Here is a 22,965-nt window from a genome sequence, read left to right as displayed (position 1 = left end):
CTCTTTCATCATTTGTCGTGCCTGAAGGTTTTGACGTAATCGCTGTAGAGCTTGCCCGGTTCGGGGCGGAAGGTTTCGCCCGTCGTGGTCAGGCTCTGGATGCGGTCAACGCGGAAATTGCGGAAATCATTGGCCTTTTCGCACCAGCTGGTTAAAAGCCAGGCCCGGTCAAACACGGTCAGGGCGAGGGGGCGGACGGTGCGTTGGCTCGGCTGGTCCTTGAGGTCGAGATAGCTGATCATCAGCTTGTCATGCTGGCGCAGGGCGTTGCGCAAGGGAGAGAGAAAAGTCAGCTTGTCCTCGTCTGATTTTCCCAGCGTTGAATAAGCATAGAGCGGCAGATCGCGGTGCTTGTCGCGGATATGGTCGGGCAGGACCGCGATCATTTTCGCCCGCGCCCGCTTTGCGGCTTCCCCCAGGTGCTGATCGCCGCGGGCAGCCGCCAGTTCGGTGCCGATGATCAGGGCATCCAGCTCGTCCGGATCAAAATGCAGCGGGGGAAGGAAATATCCTTTTTCAATCTGATAGCCGATGCCTGCTTCTCCCCGGATCGGCGCGCCCATTTCCTGCAGGGTCGCCATGTCGCGGTAGATGGTGCGCAGCGACACGCCCAGATCCATGGCAAGGGTTTCGGCGGCAACAGGATGACGTCTGGCCCGCAGGCGATCGAGAATGGAAAATAGTCTGAGCAGGCGCATCGCGTGGTTTGGCCAGTGTTTGATTCGGGAAAAGATCAAGATTGAATTTAGCAAAACAACCCTGACATAAACTGTCAGGAGTATCCAGTAGATATAGGGGCAGTTCCCCGGTGCTTGAAAGGAAACAGCTTTATGAAAGCCCGGGTTACCCAACAAGTTGAACTTATCGACGCTATGGTTTGAAGGAAAAATGTCCGATGTTAAACGATCCTGTGAGAAAACAAGATACTCAAGATACTGCTGTTCAGGCTGTCGATGTTACGGATGCAAATGACCGTTCTTTGGCGACAAAGGCTTTTTCTGCGATGGGTTTTGCCCGCTATGAAAAACGGCCGGAGGTCGCGGGAGATGACCTGATCGAAGCCTGTCTGACCTGGCGGCGGGAGTTCCTCTATCAGCAGCCGGGAATTATCCGACACTGGTTTCTTGGCAACCTCAAGGGGCAGTTTGCCGATGCCGTTCTGGCGGAAAGCCCGGATGCGCTGCGGCAGATGGGGGAAAAGTATCCGGAGTACGAAAGTTCACATGCTTTTATGGCCCTGCTCCGTCCTGATACCGTGCGCATGAGCCCGAACCGTCTGTTGAGCCCGGCGCAGCAGGTCCCTGAGAATTTTGCCTGCATCGAATTCGGCAGCTTTAAAGCCCGGGCGGGGGAAAGCCTGACGGCGGAGAAGCTGCAGGAGGTTTCAACCCGGATTGAGCAACGTTATCTGGTGAACCAGCCGGAAATGCGGGCGCATTTCATGGGGCAGGTCAATAGCAGTGTCTGGTCGGAAATCAGCTTTGTCGAGAACCTCGCGGCGGCCCGGCGGATTTGCAATGGTTACCTGAGTGACCCTACCTGTCAGGAACTGTTGAGCCTGTTCGATCCTGAGAGTGTCGATCTGGATTTCTGGTTCCTGCTGGCGTAGTCGCCTGTAACAGCCAGAGTAATCTGGCGAGAGAAATCAGAACTGGTACCAGCCTGAACATCCCGGGTTCAGGCTGGTCCGCTATTAAACTAGAGATTGAGAACCGGAACTGGGCAAGACGATTGCTTTACCAGATTACCTATTTCGTCGTGATCTCGCGCAAAAGTTCCTTGGCCTCTGCCGGGCTGTAGGTTTTGTCTTTTTCCTTGGTGCAGGCAAAGCCAGTCACGATATCAGTGGCAGAGCTGGCCTGTTTTCCGGAAACCAGATCGCGATAAAACCAGAGACAGCTGCTGTTCGCTTCGGGGAAAAGAAAGCTGTAGCATTTGTAGCCGTCACAGGAGATTTCACGCATGCTGTCTTCGGCGATATTTTCAAAATCAGGCCAGATATAGACATCTTTCCTGGTGATATTTGGCGCTTTCCTCCAGACCTGAAAACTTTTGATCGGTTTGTAATACAGGCGCCCAAAACTTGTGCCCTTATCCCAGAACCAGGTGCCGATAAAGTTGTAGGTTTTTCTGTCGCTTGACGTCTGGCGTTCACAGGCAAGCTGTACGATTTCCTGTTGTGAGGCCGGGCCAAAACCCATCGGACAATCCTCGGCAGCCAGCTCTTTTGCCGCCGCAGTTTGAAGAGCCGGGCTGAACTGAAGGGCCGAAAGGAGAAGGGCTGCGGCTGAGAACAGGCGGAATTTATGGTTCATGATACTTTTTCCTCGTTAGCAAAACCTTTTGGCAAGCGGGTAGATAGAATTATTTGGCTTGCTTTACATTCGACCTGTTTTGCAGGTGGAAAGGGGGCGAGTTTTTCATTTTTGATCTTGGGAAGTCCGCCAAAGGCATAAGTTGTTTATTATCATTCTCTGCAGCTTTTAGAGGAGGGATGGCTATGGTTCAACCAGAAAATCCCGTTTATTGAACAGGGAGGTTGCTGGAATAATTTCGAAGCCAACAAGAAATTTCCGGCTGATTTGGTCAAGTATTCCAGTGGAAGACCTGAAAAGATTTGGGGGCAGATAGAAAGACCAGGTATCAGAGAAATACCTGGTCTTTTGGTGCAGGGGCAAAAACAGCTCAGGCAGCCCGTACTGTGTCGAGGAAGATCTTGAGCTGGGTTTTCAGCTTGTCTGAATTTTCTGTCAGCAGATTGGCGGCAGAGAGAACCTGAGTGCTGGCAACACCGGTTTCCGAAGCCGCCTTGTTGACCCCGACAATATTCGAGGAAACCTCCGTTGTGCCTGTGGCAGCTTCCTGAATGTTGCGGGCGATTTCCTTGGTTGCTGCCCCCTGTTGTTCTACAGCCGAGGCAATGGAAGAAGAAATCTCGTTGATGGTCTGGATAACATTGTCAATGGTTTTGATCGCTTCTTCGGCTTCTTTGGTTGCGGTCTGGACATCGGCGACCTGTCGGCCGATTTCTTCGGTGGCTTTCCCGGTCTGGCTGGCCAAATTTTTTACCTCGCTGGCAACTACAGCAAAGCCTTTACCCGCGTCTCCAGCCCGTGCAGCTTCAATCGTCGCGTTCAAGGCAAGGAGGTTGGTCTGTTCAGAAATGTCGCTGATCAACTGAACAACTTCGCCGATTTTTGTCGAGGAGGAGACCAGTCCCTGTACCTGCTTGTTGGTTCGGGAAACCTCGTTGACCGCCTGTTCGCAGACTTCAGTTGAACGGCTCATCTGGCGACTGATTTCGCTGATGGAGCTGGAAAGCTGCTCTGAAGCTGATGCGACAGTCTGGACGCTGACTGAGGCTTCTTCTGCAGCGGCGGAAACGGTGGTTGCCTGGGCGTTGGTTTCTTCTGAAATGGCGGCGACATTTTCTGCCGTTACCCGCATTTCAGAAGCCGAGTTGGCGACGGCGCCAACGATCGACCCTACGTTGGCTTCAAAGTCATCGGCCATCTGGTTCATCAAACGTTTTTTCTCTTCTGCTGCCTTTTCCTTGGCCCGTTGACTTTCCTGTTCCATTTCCCGGTTGCGGATCATGTTTTGTTTGAAAATCAAAGTCATCTGGGCAATTTCACCGACTTCATCTTTTCGCTCTGTACCAAAAATATCAACAGTGAGGTTCCCATCGGAGAGTTCTTTCAGGCAGCTGACAATCTGTTTGATTGGCCGCACGGTTCCGATACTGGAGATATACCAGGCAAGACCAAAGCCGACGGTGATGCCCGCTCACTGCAACGACAAGCATGGAGGTAATCAGGCTGTTGGCTTCTTCGGTGGCGGTGTCGGACATTCTTGTTCCCTTGTTATCAGTATAGTCGACGAACGCTTTGATGGCTGATCTTAAGTCTGAAGCTATGGTTTTGCTGGAGTTTACCGAAGCGAGCAGTTCTTGTTGTTGTAGGGATAGATTGGTCGAGGTGCTGTATTGATTGGCCAGGGCAAGAGTTTCCGAAAGCTCTTTCTGGTAGAGGGGCAGGATGTCCGAAATTTTGTCGAGCATCTTTTTCTGGTTTGGTCCTGCAGTGGCCTGAAGGCTGGCAAAACGCTCGCTGATTTCTTCGAAGGTTGTGTCGATGACAGGCGTGACTGCACTGGCATCACCGGGGGTCAGAGCCAGAAGATATTCTGCCCGGTTAAGGATAAGAATACGCTGGCTGATCCCTGATGCGTATCTCATTTCAGCTGCTGTCAGATTTATGTCGTCAGTGGTTGCACTGAGGCGGTTCAGCCCAGCCAACCCGGTTATGGTCACAGCAAGAGCAACCAAAGTCAGGAGGCCGACGATGGCGTATATTTTTATGGATAGTTTGAAATTGCCTATATTCATGACCTTTTCCTTTCAAAAGGTAAGGAGGAATACCCTGTTCTTTGTTGCATTGCAGAAAGGCAAAAAATTGAGCCTTTAATTCGAACGACGCCTTTATTGCTACTCGGCTTGTGCGGGCAATAAAGTCACGCAAGGGGGGAGCTGATCAAACATTGATCGGTCGATCCTGCCTGGAGGCGAACGGGGTGAATAGCTCTCGTCGCGGTCAAAACCCTTCTGGTAAACTTAGTATGTGCACAAATAAATAATTAAGTGCAATTGATCAATTTAACACAACCCATGATAACACTTTCGGAAAGGAAGTAATAGAGTCCGGATATGTTTTTGAAATATTGAGAGCGTTTTAGCCCGGGGGAAAAATGAAATACAAGAATCTGTTCTTTCATGGCAACAGCCATGGGATGGGTTCTTTTCCTTGAATTCGCCTTTAGGTAGAGGTATCTTGGGGGCCATTATTTTTTACTGGTTAGGTATTGGAAGAGGAAAAATTCAAAAAACAAGGAGTAGACAATGTTAAAATATCTATTGTTGTTCCTGTTACCCTTGGTGTTTATGACCGGATTATCCGGCAGTACGATTGAACGGGCAACGGCCCATGGCCTGCACGATATAGACCTTGCCATCACCGACAGCACCCTGAGCAAGCGACCCGCAATCCTGATTGCCTGGCGCAATACCCAGAAAATTTTCGAAGCAGAAGTCCTGGTCCGTAATTTTGGTCAGGATGAAGGTCATGGCGAGGTCAAGCTGGAAATTGTCGACGAACTGGGCAATGTGCTGATGAGCCGCCCGGAAAGCGGGCCGGGTATTCCGGTGGTGGTTCCCGGTCGTGACGAAGGCGGGCTTGACGGGGCTGTTGTCCAGATCCTGGGATCAAAGGCTGCCAACCAGCTGATTGACCGCCTTGACCGCCAGGCGGTGCACTATTCAATCCGGGCCACGGTTGATACTCTTGAGGGGGATGCCAACGACCTTAACAATGTCAACTCCAAGACCTATAACACCGAAACCCGGGTCTTCCCCCAGAGCACAAATTTTTTCACCTATCGCTTTGGCAATCCGGGAACGCTCCCCAGGAAAATCAGGCTGGAGCTGGCTCATAATGACTTGCCCGAGGGCTGGTCTGTGGTTTCTGTGCCAGCAGCAGGCAGTGAAATAGAAATTCCCGCGGGCGGATCGGTTCAGGGCTATGCCACCCTGAGCGCCGGAGAGGCGGTGCCGGATGGATCTTTCAGCGATATCACCTTTTCTGCCATCGACCTGGCAAGCTGGACAATTTATGACAAGCGGGAGTGGTATGCGGTTTCAGATAACCAGCCGCCAACCATTTCCGAAGACACGGTGGTCGAGGTCACAGACGGCGAGGTTTATGTCGAGCTGGTGGCGACAGACGAACACTCGGGCATCAAGGAAGCCAGCGGCGTCAAGGTCGAGTTTTCCGTTGATGGCGGCATTACCTTTTCCAACAAGGTCATGGCCTATCTCGACGGCAATTTTGTCGAACCGACCCTGTTTCAGGCCTATCTCGGGCCCTTTGCCGCGAACACTGAACTGGATATCTGGATCAGTGCCAGTGATTCCGCCGGGAATGTGACGCGCAAACAGATGCAAACCATCATCATCCCGCCACAGTCCTAGGGACGGGGTTATGGGTTTCCGGCACCCCAGCTTTGGCAGGTGGTCCTGTGCCGCTGTTGTTTTTTTGTTGATGGCGGGTATCAGCGGGGCAGATGCAAGCTCTGCATCTGCTTCTGGGACTGTCAGGGACAGCTGTCTGGTTGGCTTGCCGCCTCTACCAGCTGCTGCGAATACTGGAGGCTTGAAAGAAGAGGCCCTTTCCGGACTGGTCGGGCTGGGGCAGACCCTCTTTGAAGAAAAGGCTCTTTCCAGGGATGGTTCCACCAGTTGCCAGAGCTGTCATCTGCCGGAGCTGGCCTTTGCCGAGCCCCGGGCGGTTTCTGTTGGCGTGGCGCAGCGTTCAGGCCGTCGCAATGCGCCGTCGGTTTTGAACACGGTCTATCTGAAGCAGTTGCTTTGGGACGGGGCGGCAGAGGATCTGGAGAGCCAGATTATCAAGGCCCTGACCCACGAGGACGAGATGGGGAGCGGACCAGAGCATCTTGAAGAGTATCTTGCAGGGCGTCCGGTACTGGCGGAAGAACTGACCCGTTACGCGCCCGGTGAAAATGTGATGGAACAGGTCGCGGGGGCCATCGGGATTTTCCTGCAACAGCTGCGGGGCGGGGGCAGCGCGGTGGATCGCTATCTCTATGGCAATGATCCGACGGCCCTTTCCGCACAGGCGCAGGAGGGCTTTGAGATTTTTGTTGGCAAGGGACACTGTTCGATCTGTCACACGATCCACCATCCGCGCACCCATCCCTTTGGCGGGGCATCCAGTCTCTATTCTGATCAGCGGTTCCACAATATCGGGGTGGGGGCAAAAAACGGCTTTGTCGACGCTGGTCGGCAGGAGGTAACAGGTCGGGCAGAGGATCAAGGCAAGTTCAAAACCCCGATGCTGCGCAATGTCGCCCTGACAGCCCCCTATATGCACGATGGCAGCCTGAAGGATCTGATGGCTGTGGTCGATTTTTACGACCGGGGTGGCGAGAGAAATCCAAACCTTGACCCGGCAATCCGGCCCCTGCGTCTGAGGGAAGAGGAAAAACGGAGCCTTGTGGCTTTTCTCGAGGCGCTGACCAGTCCCTGCGCTGACGGAACGGGACTGTTTCCTCTGATCACAGAAAGCCCGCCAGAAAGCAGGGATCAATCCTGAAATATCTTAATTAACCCAGTCTGTTCATTCTCGAAACAAAGGTGAAAAAAATGGGTACCGCAAAAACCACACAACAACACGTCACCCGCCGCAGTTTGTTAAAAGGCATCGGCTATGGTCTTTTGACCTGGCAGACGGATGTTCTGTTCCGTCAAAACCGCGCCCATGCGCAAATTGCCGGACGCGAGATCAAAGTGATTGATCTGAAAGGCGAACATCCGGGCGTGCCAACCCTGATGCCGGATGACCGGACGCTGGTCAGTGTCAATCAGGAAAGCAGCAACCTCAGCCTGGTAGACATGAAAAGCTACAAGCTGATTGATACCATCTCGCTGTCGGGCAAGCGCGAGCCCTGGGAAATTGCTTTTACGCCCAGCGGCAAGCTGGGTTTTGTGTCGCACTCGGCCTTTGATGGTGATCAGCAGAAAAAATCCTTTGTGACGGTGGTGGATATGAAAGGCCGCAAGGAGATCAAGCAGATCCCGGTTGGTCTGCGCCCGAACGGGGTGGCGGTAGACAAAAAGGGGCAGTGGGCTTTTGTCGCCAATATGGGCAGCAACTCTGTGTCAGTGATCTCGGTTGATGATCTGAAGGTGGTCGAGGAGATCAAGGTCGGACGCAGTCCTTTCGATCTCGCGGTCACGCCGGACAACCGCGAGCTTCTGGTGGTCAATTTTTATGATTCCAGCCTCAGCGTGATCAGTCTGGACAATTTTGAAGTGCTTGATGTGATCCCGACCGGAACACCCGGGCTCGATGATCCCTATCCAGAGTTCGGTGGCGGGGACAGCTGTCAGATCGCGGTTCATCCGGAAACGGGCAAGGCCTATGTCAGCAACTATCGCACCCATGAAATCGCGGTGGTCGATATGAAAAAACGCCGGGTGGAAAAACGTATCCCCACGGTAAAATACCCCTTTGGCATGAGCATCGCGCCGCAAAACAATCTGCTTTCCGTGCTCAGCGGGGAATCCCGTAAACTGGGGATTATAGATCTGGGTGTGAGCAAGGCCCTGAGCAACACACTGAAATCCCGTGGGGAGCCCCTGTCAGAGGCGGAAAAGAAAGAACTGGAAGCCATTGCTGCGGCAGAGAATACCATGATCGAGACCATCCCACTGGGCAAAGGTGGTGGCAAACCGCCCTTGCGTATTCCCGGCACGCGGGCGAAGAACGTCACCTATTCCCATGTGGACCCGCTGCGTGGTTTTCTTTATGTGATCCCGGCTGTCCCGGATGCACAGATCTTCGGGGTCCAGGTCGCCGAAAGCAGTTCCAACGCCGGGGCTTGAGGGGACATTCCTTCAGGACTGAAGGGCGGCGATGAATTGTGATGGGTATTGTTCCCGCTTGCAGAAATCTGTCTGTGGTGATGTAGACTGCGCCCTAACCATGGGGCGAGAAAAAAATCAAATTTCTCCCTGTATATCGCCGATTAATCTGTGTTTATATAGGGAATGTCTATAAAAGAGTCCTCAGAGCTGCCTGATAATTATTTTTACAAAATGGATCGGTTATAATGGTTGAAACCAATGGTGTTGGTGAGTCTGTCTATGGCGTGGACAGGTGGGGAATGGATCTGGTTTCTGTGATGCCCAACGGCGATATCGGGTTGAAAAATCCGCTGATACCCGATGCTGTTGTCACCAGTTTGCCTGATATTGTCCGAAATCTGGGCGAGCGCGGTATTCAGGCACCGCTTCTGGTGCGCGTTGCTTCATTCCTGGAGCAGTCGATCATCGGGATCAACCGGTCTTTTGCCGCAGCGATCGAACGCAGTAACTATCAGGGCGTTTATCGCGGCGTCTTCCCGATCAAGGTCAATCAGCAAGCCCAGGTGGTTCAGAGGATTGTGGATTGTGGTCGGCAGTTTGCCCATGGGCTGGAAGCCGGATCAAAACCGGAACTGGCGATTGCCCTGGCCCATCATCTAGCCAAAGACGCAATGATCATCTGCAATGGTGTCAAGGATGCGGACTTTATCCGCCTGGCAATCCTTTCCCTCAAGCTGGGTTTCAATACTGTCATTGTTCTTGAAAGCCCGAAAGAGCTGGATACGGTTCTGCAGGTGGTCAAGGAAACCGGGCAGGAGCCTTTGTTGGGTGTGCGGGTGAAGCTGACCAACCAGATCAGCGGAAACTGGGCCAAGAGTTCTGGCGACCGCTCGACCTTTGGCATGCATACCGATCAGCTGGTTTCCGTCATCGACAGGCTAAAGGACGAAGGCCTGTTGCATTGTCTCAAGCTGCAGCACTCTCATCTTGGGTCACAAATTCCGGATGTGAACGATGTCCGTCGCGCTGTGGGCGAGGCAGCGCGCTATTTTGTCGAGCTCACCCAGGAAGGCGTACCGCTGACCCATCTGGATCTCGGTGGTGGGCTGGGCATCGACTACACCGGCGAAAAAGCGGCCAACGAAAACTCGATCAACTATAGCATGGCTGAATACTGTACCAACGTGGTGGATACGGTTTCTTTTGTGCTGAATGAAGCCGAGATTACCCATCCGACACTGGTGACGGAAAGTGGCCGGGCGGTTGTTGGCTCTTCGGCCATGCTGATTTTCAACGTTCTCGAAACAACGCTCTATGACGCCAAGTCAGCGCCGGAGCCGGAAGCCGATGATCATCATCTGGTTTCCGAACTGGCCAAAATTCCGGACTATCTCAGTCTGGAGCGTCTGCAGGAATCGCTCAACGACGCGTCCTTCTATCGCACCGAATTGCGGGCTTTCTTTCGCCGGGGGTATATCGGCCTGCGGGAAATGGCGCGGGCAGAGCGGATCTATCTGCACGTCATGGCCAAAATCAAAGAGCTGGCACCAGCCATCGGGGTTGATCCGGTGATTGACGAACAGCTGGAAAAACTGGTGGATATCTATCACTGCAACTTCTCGCTGTTCCAATCGCTGCCGGATACCTGGGCGATTGACCAGCTGCATCCCGTCGCCCCGCTGCAACGGCTGAACGAACAGCCGGATCGCCGGGCGGTGCTGTCGGATATCACCTGTGATTCCGATGGCAAGATCGACAAGTTCATTCTGGCCAACGGTGTTTCACCGTCGCTGCCGATCCATTCGCTGGATGACGATACACCCTATTATGTCGGGGTGTTTTTCATCGGGGCCTATCAGGAAACGCTCGGCGATCTGCACAACCTGTTCGGTGACACCAATATTGCGACCATCGAGCTGCGCAAGGAGGGTGGCTTTGATCTGCTGCACGAGCAGGAAGGCGATACTGTGAGCGAGGTGCTTTCCTATGTGGAATATGACCCGCGTGACTGTATCGATGCCTTCCGCCAGATGGTTGACCGCACGGCGTCCGACAGCCTGACGGCGGCGGATCGCAAACAGCTGATCTCGGCCTATCGGGCGATTATCAGTGGTCCGACCTACTATGCCTGACGCGGATTTGCACCTGAAGCGGATCAGCTGACCTGAGCAAGATCACGAACCAGATCCTGTAAAAGAAAAAGCCGCCTGGAGGTTATTTCCAGGCGGCTTTTTCTGTTGGCGAACCCGGGGGCCTGAAAGGGGGGCTAGTAAATCACATGCGGCAGGAAGCGGGAGCTGTCCTTGGTAATGGGACTGTCGTCTTCGCGGATGCCAATGCCGCAGGGCTTGCTGGCCACCAGCCAGGAGCCGATGACGGTGTGATTGCCCTCAAAGACCGGCAGGGGATGCAGCGCTTGAATGATCGCACCTTCGCTGCCATAGGGGCCTTCGACCGAGATCGGGCGCTGGCCGGGGCGGATGATCTGGACGTTGCTGCCTTCGCGGGAAAACAGCGGCTTGCGGACATAGCCGCTGGTGAGGCCGGGAACCATTGAGAGATCGCCCAGCTGGGAAATGCGCGGGTCGTCCTCGAAGAAAGACGGCAGCAGGTTCGGGTGGCCTTCAAACATTTCCCACAGCAGCGGCATCAGGCCCTTGTTGGAGAGGATGGCCTTCCAGCCGGGTTCGATAAAACGCAAGCCACTGTTTGGCACAGATTTGCCGAACTCGTCGTTCATGATCCATTCCCAGGGGTAGAGCTTGAACAGGGTCGCGATACCCATATCATCCAGATCGGTAAAGTGGCCGTCTGGATCAATGCCGATGTCTTCAATATAGAGAAATTTTGTATTCAGTCCCGCCTGACGGGCGCATTCTTCAAGATAGCGCACGGTCCCTTCGTCTTCCGGGCTGCCCTGACAGGAGGCGAGGTGGAAGGGGCCTTCGATATCAGCTGTTTTGAAGGCCTCCACCAGCGCTTCGTGAAGGGAGTTGAACTGGTCACAGCCCGCAGGGATGATCTCGCGTTCCATTGCCTGTTCGAGCCAGAGCCATTGAAATACGGCGCTTTCATAAAGCGCGGTTGGGGTGTCGGCATTGTATTCGAGCAGCTTGGCCGGGCCTTTGCCGTCATAGGAAAAGTCCAGGCGGCCATAGAGGTTTTTCTCGCGGTTCAGCCAGCTGTTACGAATGTAGTCCCAGAACGTCTCGGGGATGGCGAGGCGGGCCATGACTTCACTGTCATTGATTGCGCGTTCGACCACTTCGAAACAGAGATTTTCGATATCGGCGCTCGGGTCCTCGATGTCGTTCTCGATCTGGGCAAGGCTGAAGCGGTAGCAGGCGGTTTCATCCCAATAGGGCTCGCCGTCAAAGGTGTGAAAATCAAACCCGACTTCCTCTGCCTGGCTGCGCCAGTCGTCGCGTTCCTCGATCGAGATCCGTTCCATGCTTTTATCCCTGTGGTCTGTCGCAGATTGTCTGTCTGAACCTGTCTGTGGTTACCTAGCCGCCGAAGCTTCGCAGGCTCGGGGCCGAGGCACCAAAGCCTCCACGGCGCAGGGTGCTGGTCTTGACGGTCGGGGCTTTTGCCACCTTGCCGGGGACGGTAGAGAGCCCGGTTTTCCCGGCGACCTTCTGATTGTCAGCGGTACGGAAGTTGGACGGATCATCCTTGGAACGGTAAAGCGGCTGGGTTGCCACGCGGGAATTGCCGCTGAGCATATTGCCCATCATGTAGCCCATCATCAGGGGCATGAAGACCGAGCCACCGCTTTGGGTCTGTACCGGGGCGATCTCACAACTTGCCGCGCCAAAATCGGCTTCGCAGTCTTCAATCACACTGTATTTCGGGGCAACCGCGATGTGCTCTTGACGGGCCAGGTCCATGTTCTGCTGACAGCTGTTACTGTCAAAGCCGTCCTGTTGGCTGCACTGTTCAACCGATTCAAAGATCGCGACGTCCTGAGGCTGGTCGCAGGCGGTGAGTGCAAGGGCACTGGCACCCATAAAGGCGAGTTTCAGGGAACTGGATCTTTTCATGGGAACTCCGTGAGTAACAGGCAAGAGAGGGGGCAAATCGACAAAAAAATATCAGGTAACAGATTGCAGACGAGAAATAACAGAAATATCAAATGGGGCAAGAAGATACCACTGTGACTGCTGTATATGGGGGCGGAGCAGGCATATTCCAAGCGGGGAAGGTAAGAAATATTCTGATCGACAGAATGTTGTTGCCTTGTTGTACGTTTGGCCATTTGGGGAGAGCAGGGTTCTCTGGTGAGAGGCGTTTCGAGGCAGGAAATCATTGCCTGTGGAGTAGGATTATTTTGTAAATTGAGTATTGAGGTTCTTGCCCATACTGGCAGAGGGTCGGCAAATGATGCTGTATTCAGAAGAGGATAGGTCATTTACAAGAGTTGATATATATTTCCCGAGAAAAAATAACGTCTTGTTAAGTATGGTTTTGAAAAAAAACTCAACCTATGGTACACTAACCCTTCGCTTTAAAAATATCAGCTGGATTTATCTCAAATGCCTGGTATTTTGTGATAGGGGGCTATTCGGATGGCGTGTAACCATTTATATGGGTGATCGCCGTCGGATTAGAAAGCGCATTACTCCACTTGTCTGTTGATGAGCAGAGCCAGGAGACATGCTATGAGCCCTATACTGCAACCCAATGTGCAGGGTGAAACCAGAAAATCAGAGTTCGCGAATGTAAATGACGAAGACCTCTTGATTCAAAGCCCGGTTCTGCGTGGGCTTCTGGATTACTGGAAGTCATTACCCGCAAAGCCAAATCTGCCGTTGAAAACGTCATTTGATCCTTTGGCTGTTCCACGCCAGATCTGGCCGCAGATCTTTCTTTGTCAGCTTTTCTATGACCCCTTTTCTGTTCTGATCCGTTTGCAGGGAACTTACCTGAATGATAAGTTACATCAAAAGTTTACCGGGAAGTATATCGACTATTCCACCTTTGGCCCTGCAGCTGTGAAAATCCTGCACAACTATCAACGTGCCGCGCAAAATAGAACAGGATATCTTTCTCAAGAGCGTCTATGTTTTGGTGAGCGGGACGGGGTTTTTCTTGAAGCCATACACTTGCCTTTGCTTGATGAGACGGGACGTGTAAGCCATATTCTGGGAGCTCTGGAACGATTGCCGGGACAGGCAGACTGCCATGAGAAATTTGAGGCCCGCCGCAGGGATATTTCTCACCAGTCGCCTCTGGGACAGTTCTGCTCTTCTGCCAGAGAAGCAGGATTTACCCCTATTGTACGAGATTGATAGTGGTTTGAATTTATACTGGTTTTGCACTGGCTTATACACTGATATGCTTGCCATTCCGGGATAGTCAGGGGTAAGCGATGCGACCAGAGATCAACCAGTCGGTGGTTTTTACCTATTGTGATGATTTAGCCGAAGCCTCCCGCTTTTTCAGCGAAATCATGGAGCTTGATTTTGTTGTCGATCAAGGTGCCTGTCATATCTTTCGTCTGACGGGGCAAAGTTATCTTGGGGTCTGTTGCCTTCCTGATCGCCCCCGTTCGCAAGCAGGGGTCACCATTACACTGGTTTCTGATGACGTTGAGGGCTGGCACCGTTTTCTAACTGCCAAAGGGGTGGCGTATGTCAAGCCGCCTTCTCATTCAACGCAGTTTGGGGTCTATTCCTCGCTCTTTATCTCCCCACATGGCTATCGCATTGAAATACAACATTTTGACAAGCCAGACTGGTTTACCGGAAGCCTGCCTTAGGGGGGCTGAACAGTCTGGTGTTATCCAACACAGGGTATAGGGTATAAGGACGACAGCCTTCGGTGAGTTGGCCCAACTCAGGGGAGAAACAAAAGAGGCTCTGGAGCATTTCTCTCCAGGGCCTCTTGTTCATATGTATCAGCAGTGTAACACGAGAATTGATCTCTAGGCTGATTTAACCTCACTAATGAAGTTGGTAACATAGCTGTTGAGCTTGTCGGACTCACCGGAAAGTTCGGTTGAGGCCTGTTTGACCTTCTTGGCCGCCGCTTCACTATCGTTGGCGGCGACACTGACGGATCCGATGTTATGGGTTACGGCTTCGGTACCACGAGCTGCCTGTTCGACATTCCGGGCAATTTCCTGGGTCGCAGCCATCTGTTCCTCAACGGCTGCAGAAATGGCGGCAGCAATTTCATCGATGTCGCTGATGGTTTTGCCAATTCCACCGATGGCGTCAACGGCCAAGCGGGTGGCATTCTGGATGTCGGCGATTTGCGCCCCGATCTCGTCGGTGGCTTTGCCGGTCTGGTTGGCTAGGTTTTTGACTTCGGCGGCAACCACGGCGAAGCCTTTTCCAGCTTCCCCGGCCCGGGCAGCCTCGATTGTGGCGTTAAGCGCCAAGAGGTTGGTCTGTTCGGCAATATCGCTGATCAGCTTCAGTACTTCACCAATCTTTTCAGCGGACACCGCCAGCCCCTGGATGGCCTTATTGGTGCTGTCGGCCTGTTTGACGGCATCAGACGAGATATGGGTCGAACGAGAGACCTGTGACCCGATTTCGCGGATCGAGGCGGCCAGTTCTTCCGAAGCAGAAGCCACGGTCTGGACGTTGGAAGAGGCTTCGGTTGCTGCGCGGCTGACTTCGCCAGACTGTCGGCTGACCTGATCAGCTGAAGAGTTCATCAAGGTTGCTGTATCATCCATCTGCCCGACAGCATTGGCGACTGTTCCAAGAATGTTCTTTATGTGCTCTTCGAAGTCCTTGGTCAGACGGTTCAGGTTGTCGGTACGGCGGAGCTTTTCTGCCTGTTCTGTGGCCTGCTCTGCAGCAAGTTCTTCTGCCTTGATCATGTTTTCCTTGAAAACCAAAACCGCCCGGCCCATTTCACCCAGCTCGTTCTGGCGTTCTGTGGCGGGGATTTCGGTTTCTTTGTCTCCGGCAGCCAGCGAGGCCATGGCATCCGTCAAGCCTCTGAGCGGTTTGGCGATGGCCCGGCCAATCAGGGAGCCGATTGTCAAAACCAGGAGAGTGATGATCGCGATAAGTGAAAGGGTCAGGACCTGACTGTTCTTGACCGCGGCGGAGCCTTCTTTCGTGGCCGTGCCGAAGTGGGCCAGGGTGGTGTCAAACACAAGCTCAAAGTGCGGTTCCATATCGGCAAAAATCGAACTCAGGACCTTGGTGTCCGCCTCAACGGCAAGACGTTTCCCGGCCAGGGCGTTGAAATCCTTGTGGTATGTGTCAAGCAGATCAGTAATGGTCTTTTGAGCATCGACGGGAAGATCTGAACTCGCCAATCGACCTTTGAATTCTGTGACACGTTCAGCCATTGTGCCGATGTATTTATCATTCAGGCGCAGCAGGAAGTCTTTTTCGTGGCGGCGTAGCATCAGCATGGTGACCAGCAAATGGTCGTTCTTGAACTCCTTGAGTTTGGTTTCCACTTCATGAACTGATTTACGCAGCTTTCCCTGCAGGCCTTCCTCTTCGCTGAGGCCAAGTTCTTGCCAGGCGTCAGTCACTTTTTTGAATTGTGCCTGATAGAGGTTGATGCCTTCAAAGGATGCATCAATGGCGGACAAGACTTCGGGGTTGGAATAATATCCACGCAGTTCCTGTAGTTTGGCCTTGGCAGTATCGACTGTTTCGGCATGCTCACCGATGTATTTGGCATCAAGGCGGATCAGAAAGTCTTTTTCTTTTCGCCGGGCATTGAGAAATTCGTATTTGACTTTGTCAACCAGAACCGTGCTTTGGGCTGATGCCGTCTGTGATTCCTGGGAGGAAAGGACCGTTGAGGAACTGTTGAAAAGGACAATGCCGATGAGGACAAAGCCGAGCAAAGCGACCAGACTGGTCAGATTGACCTGATAGATAAGCTTGGCATTTTTAAAAGACAGGTATCGCGTTAACACGGTTTGTCTCCCGTATAATTATTAAGTAACAATGACTTGCGCGAGCGTTGTCTTGTCTTGCAGGTTTGCTGGCTAAGCAAACATACGATTGTGTAAGTATACAAAGTATATTCATAAAAGATTAAAATTTTATTCATTTTACCATAGTTGTTTCGGGGGTGTATGAATTTTTTATTACAGGCATGGGTGTTTTTACTAAGGGAGAATCAATTAATAGCTGTAGTTTGTGATGTTGTTCTCAATGACCCGGGGGGGAGCCCCTGGCCCTTCCCAACAGCTGTTTTGGCAAGGGCTTGTTGGCGTTCCGACTAAGGTTGCCTGCTGTGCTGTGTCGTGTCGGTCATAGGTATATGGGATTTCCGACAAGGCCAAGGTCATGGCTGCCAAGATTCAGCGGTTCTTTTATACGGTGCCAGATTGGTGTCTCAGCCTTAAACAGCATCGTATCATTTATTTTGTAGATAATGTCCGAAGAGATAATCGTGCAACCAGATCCTGTCTTCGGGGCGCAGATCCGGGGCAAGATAAAAACCTTCGTCTCCATTGATAAAAACCAGGGGGGTCTCTTCTTCGGGTTTCCCCAGATGCAGGACTGTCAGGGCGGCAGGCGTCAGGGTCAACTTGCGACGAAATCCGAACAAGGCCATCGGGGAACTTGTTCTGTCACAGATGCGAATGATAAAGGCACCGATGCTGGCACGGGTGCAGCCCGTATCAAAAACACAGTGGGTCTTTTTAAGCAGGAAAACCTGTGGCAGAGGCGGTCCCATCAAACGGTAGCTGAAGATACCGGAAATTGCGCCTGCTCCCATGACGATAATCGCCATGGTGATGCGGTCGCCGATGGAGAGCGTTTCGCTAGGTTGAATGAAGCTAAAGGTTGCCAAGAGGCACAAGCCGCAAATAAACAGGAAAATCGTCCCGAAGAGATAATGCCAGATCCGCGCTTTACGATAGGGAATTACCAAACGGGGATAGCCCTGGTTCCAGTCAAGCTTGATGCGGGAGCCAGCGGGCGGACGAATGGCCAGTCGTGCTGCCAGATGTTGGCGGGCTAAAACTGCCGGATCAGGCAGCTCTTCCGATGGGATCTCCTTAGCGGAGTTCTGTTCTGTGGGGACGTTGGACTGGTCAGGCATCTGGCTGGTTCATTTGAAGGTATCTGGGCTTTATGCCGGAGAGAATATTTTCAACCCGGCAATGCCGGCAACGATCATGAGCAGACAGAGAATACGCATGATATCGCGCGGCTCGTCAAACAGGATCATGCCGAGTACTGCAACGCCGATGGTGCCGATCCCGGTCCAGACGGCATAGGCCGTGCCAACGGGAATGCTTTTCATCGCTGCGGACAGCAGCCAGAAACTGGCAGCCATGGCAAGCACTGTCAGCAGGGAGGGGACAAGTCTGGTCCAGCCATCGGCATATTTCAACCCGATGGCCCAGCCACATTCAAGCATTCCTGCGAGTATCAGATAAACCCATGCCATGATTATTTTTCCTCAATTTGCAAACAAGATCTGGGGATAGTGCCACTGCCACCGGCTCGAGTATATCAATCGGATAGTGCATTGGCGGTCTCCTCCTGCCCTGTAATGCCCTGACAGAATTACAGAGGGAAGCCTCTGTGTTTGTCCATGGTGCCAAGTGACGGAGGATTGCACAATCCGGAATTGAGATGTGGTGTTTTTCGTCGTGGTAATAGAGCTCGGACAGTTTTCTTCTGCTTGTTATCCGGGAACGGGCAGGCACTCTCTGGTGGTCGTGATCGGGGATTTTACAGGACAGAAAGGGATTTTTTTGCTAGACTTCTGCCTGTGAGGGGCACTGTAGCACAACTGTTTTACCTTCAGCAGGTGACTGATGACCCTTGTCGCATGGTGTACCGAAAAAAAACGGGCCAGTTTATATCCCGCGTTTTTCCCTTTTATTTGCCCTGGTTTCTTTTCTTCTTGTTTCCGGTGTTCTTTTTTCGGGTGCTTTTTTTCTGGGCCTGCTTTCCGGGAGCGGGACAGCCCGGGCTGAAGCGCCGCTTTCCATCGGGCTTTATACCTGGGCGCCCTATACGGGAGAGGATCTTCCCGACAGTGGGTTTGCAACTGAATTGATACAGGAAGGGATGAAACGGGCGGGCTATGAAACAGTGGTCAGGCCTGCGCCCTGGTCGCGGGTTCTGAAACAGGTCGAGCAGGGCAGTGTGGATATCATTCCCGGGCTCTGGTTTTCCGAGGAGCGTCTTGATATCATTGCCTATGGTCCGGTGCTGGCTTTTAACAGTCTGGTGCTGATCACCCGCAAGGATACAGCCCGCAAGGTTGAGATGATTTCAGATCTGGCAGGACTGGTGGTCGGGGTCGGGCGGGATTATGCCTATCCCGAAGAATTTCTGGCAGCAGACAATTTCAAACGCGACGAGTCCATTGATCTGGAAACCAATATCCGCAAGCTGGTGGATGGCCGGATTGATGCCACAATCGGAGATGCCTTTGTCGCCAGCTATACCAACCGCCAGATCCTGAAGAACGAAGTCCCCCTGCATTATTCCAGCAAGCCTGTTGAGGTCAAAAACCTGTATATAGGCATCAGTCGCCAGCGAGCGGATTACCAGATTATCCTCGACAGGTTCGAGGAAAAGCTCAGGGAAATGTGGCAGGACGGGACCTACAAGGCGATCATAAGGCGTCACGGGCTGGAATAGGCCAGGGTAAAGTTTCCGGATCAGACTTAGTCAAATATAATCTTGTTCTTGTTGATCTGCTCCTGTTGGTCCGGTTTGGGGGGAGGTGGACGGACTTCGGCGCTGTTTGCAGTATGATCACAGAAATATTCCGGTTGGTTTTCCCGGGCAGTCGGAAGCCCCAGCTCATTGTAAAAGCTGCCGCCTTTCATTCTTTTTCCCCGTCGCGCACGCGCTATAAGCATGGCGATAAATAACAGCGGGAATCCCAGAGAAATCAGAAACTTCGAGGGTGTCGTACCATTAATCGTTTCGGGGATTTTTTTTGGGATCATTTCAAAAACGGTACTTAGTCCTAAACGCCATTGCGCACTTTCTGCTGTTAACCACAAGAGACCGCAGATGAAGAGGCCCAGAATAGCGAGAAAGAAAAATGCTCTGAAAACAGTACGCATTGTGAAAGTAAATCCCCCGGACCAACTGTGGATGCACAGTTCTGTTGGTTTTTATGATCTTGTCTTTCAGATAAGTGCCTCAAGCATCTTATTGAAGATAAGGCGTTGGCCTTTGTGGCAGGTTCATTCGTATAACTCATAAAGTAATGAGAAAACACTGTTTTCTTTGGCGCACTGCGGGGTGCTATATCTGGCACTCTGATCTCTTGTCTTGTCTGCTTTTGAGGCTGTATAAGACGCGACGATAAAGGTGGCAGATTGTTTTTGTTCTGCGTGTGCGAAGGAAGTTTTGGTGATGAGTAACGATAATCTTCAGTCAAAGTCAGGTCCTGTTTCTGGCCTCGTTTCTGCAAACGAAATCCGGGTACAGTTTTCCCGCGCCATGTCGGCGATGTACCGCGAGGAGGTTCCGGCCTATGGCGAGCTGATGGATCTGGTCGAAGATATCAACGCCACACGTCTGGCCGATGATGTCGCCCTGAGCGAGCAGCTGGAACACAGCAACGGGCTGGCGCGTCTGAGCGAGGAACGCCACGGGGCGATCCGGGTCGGCACCGCCGAAGAGCTTTTCACCCTGCGCCGTCTTTTTGCCGTGATGGGTATGGAACCTGTAAGCTATTATGATCTGGCTGTGGCAGGCATTCCGGTGCATTCCACCGCTTTTCGCCCCATTGCCGAAGACGATCTGAGCCACAATCCTTTCCGGGTTTTCACTTCGCTGCTGCGGCTGGAGCTGATTGCCGATGCGGACCTGCGCGACGCCGCGCAAAAGGTCCTGGACGCGCGCGATATCTTTACCCCCGCCCTGCGCAATCTGATCGAGCGGGCCGAAACCCAAAATGGTCTTGATGCGGAAGACGCGGCCCGCTTTGTCACCGAGGCGCTGGAAACCTTCCGTTGGCACAGCAAGGCCATTGTGGATCAGGAACTTTATCAGCGCCTGCACGACGAGCACCGTTTGATTGCCGATATCGTCAGTTTCCACGGTCCGCACATCAATCACCTGACCCCGCGCACGCTCGATATTGATGCGGTGCAGGCCGCCATGCCTGCGCGCGGTATCAATCCAAAAGAAGTGGTCGAGGGACCGCCCCGGCGTGACTGCCCGATCCTGCTGCGCCAGACCTCGTTCAAGGCACTGGAGGAAAAGGTTCTTTTCAAAGCGGCGAGCGGTTCTGCGACGGGGGTGAACTGGGCCGAGGGATCGCACACCGCGCGCTTTGGTGAAATCGAACAGCGCGGTCTGGCCCTGACGCCAAAAGGTCGTGCCCTTTATGACCAGTTGCTGGAGCAGACCCGGGCGCGCGTGCGTTCCGGTGAAGGTGACTATGAAACGCTGCTGGTCGAGAGCTTCAAAGCCTTCCCCGACAGCTATGCCGAGTTGCGCGCGCAGGGACTGGGTTATTTCCGTTACAGCCTGAATGAGCGCGGCGAGGAACTGGCCCGTTCTGTCGGCATCAGCGGAACCCTGGAAGGGCTGCTGGAAGTCGGTCTGCTGCGCTTTGATCCGATTGTCTACGAAGACTTCCTGCCAGTCTCTGCCGCCGGAATTTTCCAGTCTAATCTGGGGGCCAATCTGGGCGAAACCGGAGCCGATGTGGTCTATGCCAACCCGAGCCAGAGCAGCTTTGAAGCGGCGCTGGGGGCAAAGGTGCAGGATGAATTCACGCTCTATGCCGCGCTGGAGCAGGCATCCCTACAGGCCTGTCTTGCGCGTCTGGCGGAAAAATCAGGAGATAAAGGTTCTGGTGAAAACAAGGCTGTTGCCGCCTGATCAGGCTGCTATGCTTGCTTTCTGATAACCTGTTCCAATGACCGTAAAAAAGAACCCGCTTCATGATCAAGTCAAACCAGCGACCTCTCAACGATGAAACCGGGGCAACAGGCGTCCCGGCTGAACAGCTTGCGGCCCTGAAAGCCATTGTCGGGGACAAGGGGCTGTTGCTGCCTTCTGAAGGGGGAGCGGGGAACGATCTTTTGCCTTATGAAACCTGTGTCCGCTATGGCGCGGGCAAGGCCGCGTTTGTCGTCCGCCCGGCGACCTCCAGCGAGGTCTCGCAGGTGTTGGCCTGTTGCGTGGCCCAAGGCATCACCGTGATCCCGCAATCGGGCAACAGCGGGTTGGTCGGAGCCTCGACCCCGGATGCCACAGGAACACAGGGCGTGCTCAGTCTGGACCGTCTGAGCGGAACGATGGAGCTGGACGAAGACAACCGCTCGGTCACCGTCGGGGCCGGGGTGCGCCTGTCAGATCTCAACAGTTTTCTGGCCGAACGCGGCTACAGCTTTCCCATCGATCTGGGCGCAGACCCGCGCATTGGCGGCATGATCGCAACCAATACCGGTGGCGCGCGTTTCCTGCGCTATGGTGATGTGCGCCAGAATACCCTGGGTATCAAGGTGGTGCTGGCCGATGATCAGGGGACAGAGCTGGACTTCATGTCGGGCCTGCGCAAGGACAACACCGGGGTGGATTGGAAACAGATTTTTATCGGCACTTCCGGGGTCTACGGCGTGATCACCGAAGCGGTGCTGAATGTTGAACGTCTGCCCAAACAATCTGCCGCCGCCCTGCTGGTGCCGCGCGATGAAGCCGCCGTCTTGCCACTGTTGCGCGCGCTGGAAGAACGCTGTGGCAGCCAGCTTACCGCCTTTGAAGGCATGTCGGCCGAGGCCATGGCCTGTGCCTTTGATCACGTACCCTCGCTGCGCAATCCCTTTCCCGGCGGTGAGCTGCCCGGCTATGCCATCCTCGCCGAGGTCTCGCGCAGCTGGGACAAACGCGAAACCGAAGAAAGCCTGGACGACCTGCTCGAAGCCGTACTGGCCGAGATCTGGGAGTTCGAGGGCGAACCGCTGGCCAATGCCTTTATCGGGCGGCCCGAGGAAATGTGGTCGCTGCGCCACGCCCTGTCCGAAGGGGTCAAACACGCCGGCAAGCTGGTGCCCTTTGACGTATCTTTCCGCCGGGGTGTGCTGATGGACTTCCGCGCCGCCATGGCGGTGGAGCTGCCCAAACACTTCCCCGAGGTGCGCATCTGTGACTTTGGTCACATCGGTGACGGTGGCCTGCACTTCAACCTCGCCATCGCCAAGGACGACCCGCGCCTGACTGATGAAAGCTTTATCCCCGCCCTGCGCAACTGGGTCGTCACCCGCGTAACCGACTTCAAAGGCAGCTTTTCCGCCGAACACGCCATTGGCCGCAGCAACCAGAGCTTCTATGACAGCTACACCCCGGAAAAAATCAAAAGCCTCGCTGCCGGACTGAAAGACCTGACCTCCCCCGGACATCTGGGCGCGGTCAAGCTGGGGTAGGGGTTTCAGCGGAGATATTGAGCCACTGGCTGTTGAAATTGAAGAAACCGGAAGGAGAATTTCCCCTTCCGGACCATCCAGGTTTTGTAAAGCAAGACCGCGTAAGGTATTTTCTATTAAATTGTGGTATTCTGAGAATGGTAGTGCTGTGATCCATGATCACATGGGTATATCT

The 22,965-nt window shown here is 53.5% G+C and carries 20 protein-coding genes; 10 read left to right on the top strand and 10 right to left on the bottom strand.

The window, feature by feature from the left end:
• Nucleotides 1-8 precede the first annotated feature (8 nt).
• Nucleotides 9-752 carry a helix-turn-helix transcriptional regulator gene (locus tag B152_RS0105050; protein ID WP_211212129.1) on the bottom strand — a complete coding sequence of 248 codons (744 nt, stop codon included), beginning with the start codon at nt 750-752 and terminating at the stop codon, nt 9-11.
• Between the two features lie 143 nt (nt 753-895).
• Between B152_RS0105050 and B152_RS0105045 the strand changes: the two genes are divergently transcribed.
• Nucleotides 896-1,609, top strand: a complete 714-nt coding sequence (locus B152_RS0105045) for a hypothetical protein (protein WP_020591304.1) — start codon at nt 896-898, stop codon at nt 1,607-1,609.
• A gap of 139 nt (nt 1,610-1,748) precedes the next feature.
• Here B152_RS0105045 and B152_RS0105040 read toward each other — a convergent pair whose 3' ends face one another.
• The 3 genes from B152_RS0105040 to B152_RS24990 form a co-directional block, all read right to left on the bottom strand.
• Nucleotides 1,749-2,315 carry a hypothetical protein gene (locus tag B152_RS0105040; RefSeq protein WP_020591303.1) on the bottom strand — a complete coding sequence of 189 codons (567 nt, stop codon included), beginning with the start codon at nt 2,313-2,315 and terminating at the stop codon, nt 1,749-1,751.
• Nucleotides 2,316-2,685: 370 nt separating this feature from the next.
• Complete coding sequence (locus B152_RS24740) at nt 2,686-3,732, bottom strand: methyl-accepting chemotaxis protein (RefSeq protein WP_020591301.1); 1,047 nt, start codon at nt 3,730-3,732, stop codon at nt 2,686-2,688.
• A complete protein-coding gene (locus B152_RS24990; protein ID WP_020591300.1) occupies nt 3,668-4,387 on the bottom strand; it encodes an MCP four helix bundle domain-containing protein in 720 nt (239 codons plus the stop codon). Before B152_RS24990 ends, B152_RS24740 begins: the two co-directional genes overlap by 65 nt.
• Before the next feature lie 510 nt (nt 4,388-4,897).
• Here B152_RS24990 and B152_RS0105020 point away from each other — a divergent pair.
• The 4 genes from B152_RS0105020 (at nt 4,898) to speA (ending at nt 10,572) form a co-directional block, all read left to right on the top strand.
• Nucleotides 4,898-6,025, top strand: a complete 1,128-nt coding sequence (locus tag B152_RS0105020; RefSeq protein WP_020591299.1) for a hypothetical protein — start codon at nt 4,898-4,900, stop codon at nt 6,023-6,025.
• Between the two features lie 10 nt (nt 6,026-6,035).
• A complete protein-coding gene (locus B152_RS22585) occupies nt 6,036-7,166 on the top strand; it encodes a cytochrome-c peroxidase (RefSeq protein ID WP_020591298.1) in 1,131 nt (376 codons plus the stop codon).
• Nucleotides 7,167-7,216: 50 nt separating this feature from the next.
• Nucleotides 7,217-8,458, top strand: a complete 1,242-nt coding sequence (locus tag B152_RS0105010; protein WP_020591297.1) for a YncE family protein — start codon at nt 7,217-7,219, stop codon at nt 8,456-8,458.
• Between the two features lie 227 nt (nt 8,459-8,685).
• Entirely contained in the window at nt 8,686-10,572 is a 1,887-nt protein-coding gene (speA, locus tag B152_RS0105005; RefSeq protein WP_020591296.1) for a biosynthetic arginine decarboxylase, read from the top strand.
• Between the two features lie 134 nt (nt 10,573-10,706).
• Here speA and B152_RS0105000 read toward each other — a convergent pair whose 3' ends face one another.
• Nucleotides 10,707-11,891 (bottom strand): glutathionylspermidine synthase family protein, encoded by a 1,185-nt coding sequence (locus B152_RS0105000; RefSeq protein WP_020591295.1) that lies wholly within the window; start codon nt 11,889-11,891, stop codon nt 10,707-10,709.
• Nucleotides 11,892-11,946: 55 nt separating this feature from the next.
• A complete protein-coding gene (locus tag B152_RS0104995; protein WP_020591294.1) occupies nt 11,947-12,483 on the bottom strand; it encodes a DUF1190 domain-containing protein in 537 nt (178 codons plus the stop codon).
• 618 nt (nt 12,484-13,101) lie between these two features.
• On the opposite strand from B152_RS0104995, the gene B152_RS0104985 reads away from it, so the two are divergent.
• Nucleotides 13,102-13,731, top strand: a complete 630-nt coding sequence (locus B152_RS0104985) for a PAS domain-containing protein (RefSeq protein WP_020591292.1) — start codon at nt 13,102-13,104, stop codon at nt 13,729-13,731.
• Nucleotides 13,732-13,811: 80 nt separating this feature from the next.
• Complete coding sequence (locus B152_RS0104980; protein ID WP_020591291.1) at nt 13,812-14,201, top strand: VOC family protein; 390 nt, start codon at nt 13,812-13,814, stop codon at nt 14,199-14,201.
• A gap of 165 nt (nt 14,202-14,366) precedes the next feature.
• On the opposite strand, the gene B152_RS0104975 is transcribed toward B152_RS0104980, so the two are convergent.
• The 3 genes from B152_RS0104975 to sugE form a co-directional block, all read right to left on the bottom strand.
• A complete protein-coding gene (locus B152_RS0104975) occupies nt 14,367-16,340 on the bottom strand; it encodes a methyl-accepting chemotaxis protein (RefSeq protein WP_020591290.1) in 1,974 nt (657 codons plus the stop codon).
• Nucleotides 16,341-16,786: 446 nt separating this feature from the next.
• A complete protein-coding gene (locus B152_RS0104970) occupies nt 16,787-17,479 on the bottom strand; it encodes a hypothetical protein (protein WP_020591289.1) in 693 nt (230 codons plus the stop codon).
• A gap of 30 nt (nt 17,480-17,509) precedes the next feature.
• Complete coding sequence (gene sugE / locus B152_RS0104965) at nt 17,510-17,830, bottom strand: quaternary ammonium compound efflux SMR transporter SugE (RefSeq protein ID WP_020591288.1); 321 nt, start codon at nt 17,828-17,830, stop codon at nt 17,510-17,512.
• A 380-nt stretch (nt 17,831-18,210) separates the two neighbouring features.
• On the opposite strand from sugE, the gene B152_RS0104960 reads away from it, so the two are divergent.
• Nucleotides 18,211-19,038, top strand: a complete 828-nt coding sequence (locus B152_RS0104960) for a substrate-binding periplasmic protein (RefSeq protein WP_020591287.1) — start codon at nt 18,211-18,213, stop codon at nt 19,036-19,038.
• Nucleotides 19,039-19,064: 26 nt separating this feature from the next.
• Here B152_RS0104960 and B152_RS0104955 read toward each other — a convergent pair whose 3' ends face one another.
• Nucleotides 19,065-19,472, bottom strand: coding sequence for a hypothetical protein (locus B152_RS0104955; protein WP_020591286.1), 408 nt, complete (start codon nt 19,470-19,472; stop codon nt 19,065-19,067).
• Nucleotides 19,473-19,767: 295 nt separating this feature from the next.
• Here B152_RS0104955 and hglS point away from each other — a divergent pair, with 295 nt between their 5' ends.
• Together hglS and B152_RS0104945 are read left to right on the top strand one after the other, a co-directional pair.
• Nucleotides 19,768-21,246 (top strand): 2-oxoadipate dioxygenase/decarboxylase HglS, encoded by a 1,479-nt coding sequence (gene hglS, locus B152_RS0104950; RefSeq protein WP_020591285.1) that lies wholly within the window; start codon nt 19,768-19,770, stop codon nt 21,244-21,246.
• A 62-nt stretch (nt 21,247-21,308) separates the two neighbouring features.
• Nucleotides 21,309-22,790: an FAD-binding oxidoreductase gene (locus B152_RS0104945; protein ID WP_020591284.1), complete on the top strand. Its 1,482-nt coding sequence runs from the start codon at nt 21,309-21,311 to the stop codon at nt 22,788-22,790.
• Nucleotides 22,791-22,965 lie beyond the last annotated feature (175 nt).

The organism is Kiloniella laminariae DSM 19542 (genome assembly GCF_000374005.1).
Classification (GTDB): Bacteria; Pseudomonadota; Alphaproteobacteria; order Kiloniellales; family Kiloniellaceae; genus Kiloniella; species Kiloniella laminariae.
Note: the sequence above shows the minus strand (reverse complement) of the source record. Positions and strands in the feature narration are given on the sequence as shown.

Bases quoted from the DNA above. Each gene is read 5' to 3' on its own strand.
- B152_RS0105000 (WP_020591295.1), bottom strand. From the start codon at position 11,891: ATGGAACGGATCTCGATCGAGGAACGCGACGACTGGCGCAGCCAGGCA.
- B152_RS0104980 (WP_020591291.1), top strand. From the start codon at position 13,812: ATGCGACCAGAGATCAACCAGTCGGTGGTTTTTACCTATTGTGATGAT.
- B152_RS22585 (WP_020591298.1), top strand. From the start codon at position 6,036: ATGGGTTTCCGGCACCCCAGCTTTGGCAGGTGGTCCTGTGCCGCTGTT.
- B152_RS0105040 (WP_020591303.1), bottom strand. From the start codon at position 2,315: ATGAACCATAAATTCCGCCTGTTCTCAGCCGCAGCCCTTCTCCTTTCG.
- B152_RS0104945 (WP_020591284.1), top strand. From the start codon at position 21,309: ATGATCAAGTCAAACCAGCGACCTCTCAACGATGAAACCGGGGCAACA.
- B152_RS0105010 (WP_020591297.1), top strand. From the start codon at position 7,217: ATGGGTACCGCAAAAACCACACAACAACACGTCACCCGCCGCAGTTTG.
- B152_RS24990 (WP_020591300.1), bottom strand. From the start codon at position 4,387: ATGAATATAGGCAATTTCAAACTATCCATAAAAATATACGCCATCGTC.
- sugE (WP_020591288.1), bottom strand. From the start codon at position 17,830: ATGGCATGGGTTTATCTGATACTCGCAGGAATGCTTGAATGTGGCTGG.
- B152_RS0104970 (WP_020591289.1), bottom strand. From the start codon at position 17,479: ATGCCTGACCAGTCCAACGTCCCCACAGAACAGAACTCCGCTAAGGAG.
- hglS (WP_020591285.1), top strand. From the start codon at position 19,768: ATGAGTAACGATAATCTTCAGTCAAAGTCAGGTCCTGTTTCTGGCCTC.
- B152_RS0104985 (WP_020591292.1), top strand. From the start codon at position 13,102: ATGAGCCCTATACTGCAACCCAATGTGCAGGGTGAAACCAGAAAATCA.
- B152_RS0105020 (WP_020591299.1), top strand. From the start codon at position 4,898: ATGTTAAAATATCTATTGTTGTTCCTGTTACCCTTGGTGTTTATGACC.
- B152_RS0104995 (WP_020591294.1), bottom strand. From the start codon at position 12,483: ATGAAAAGATCCAGTTCCCTGAAACTCGCCTTTATGGGTGCCAGTGCC.
- B152_RS0104955 (WP_020591286.1), bottom strand. From the start codon at position 19,472: ATGCGTACTGTTTTCAGAGCATTTTTCTTTCTCGCTATTCTGGGCCTC.
- B152_RS0105045 (WP_020591304.1), top strand. From the start codon at position 896: ATGTTAAACGATCCTGTGAGAAAACAAGATACTCAAGATACTGCTGTT.
- speA (WP_020591296.1), top strand. From the start codon at position 8,686: ATGGTTGAAACCAATGGTGTTGGTGAGTCTGTCTATGGCGTGGACAGG.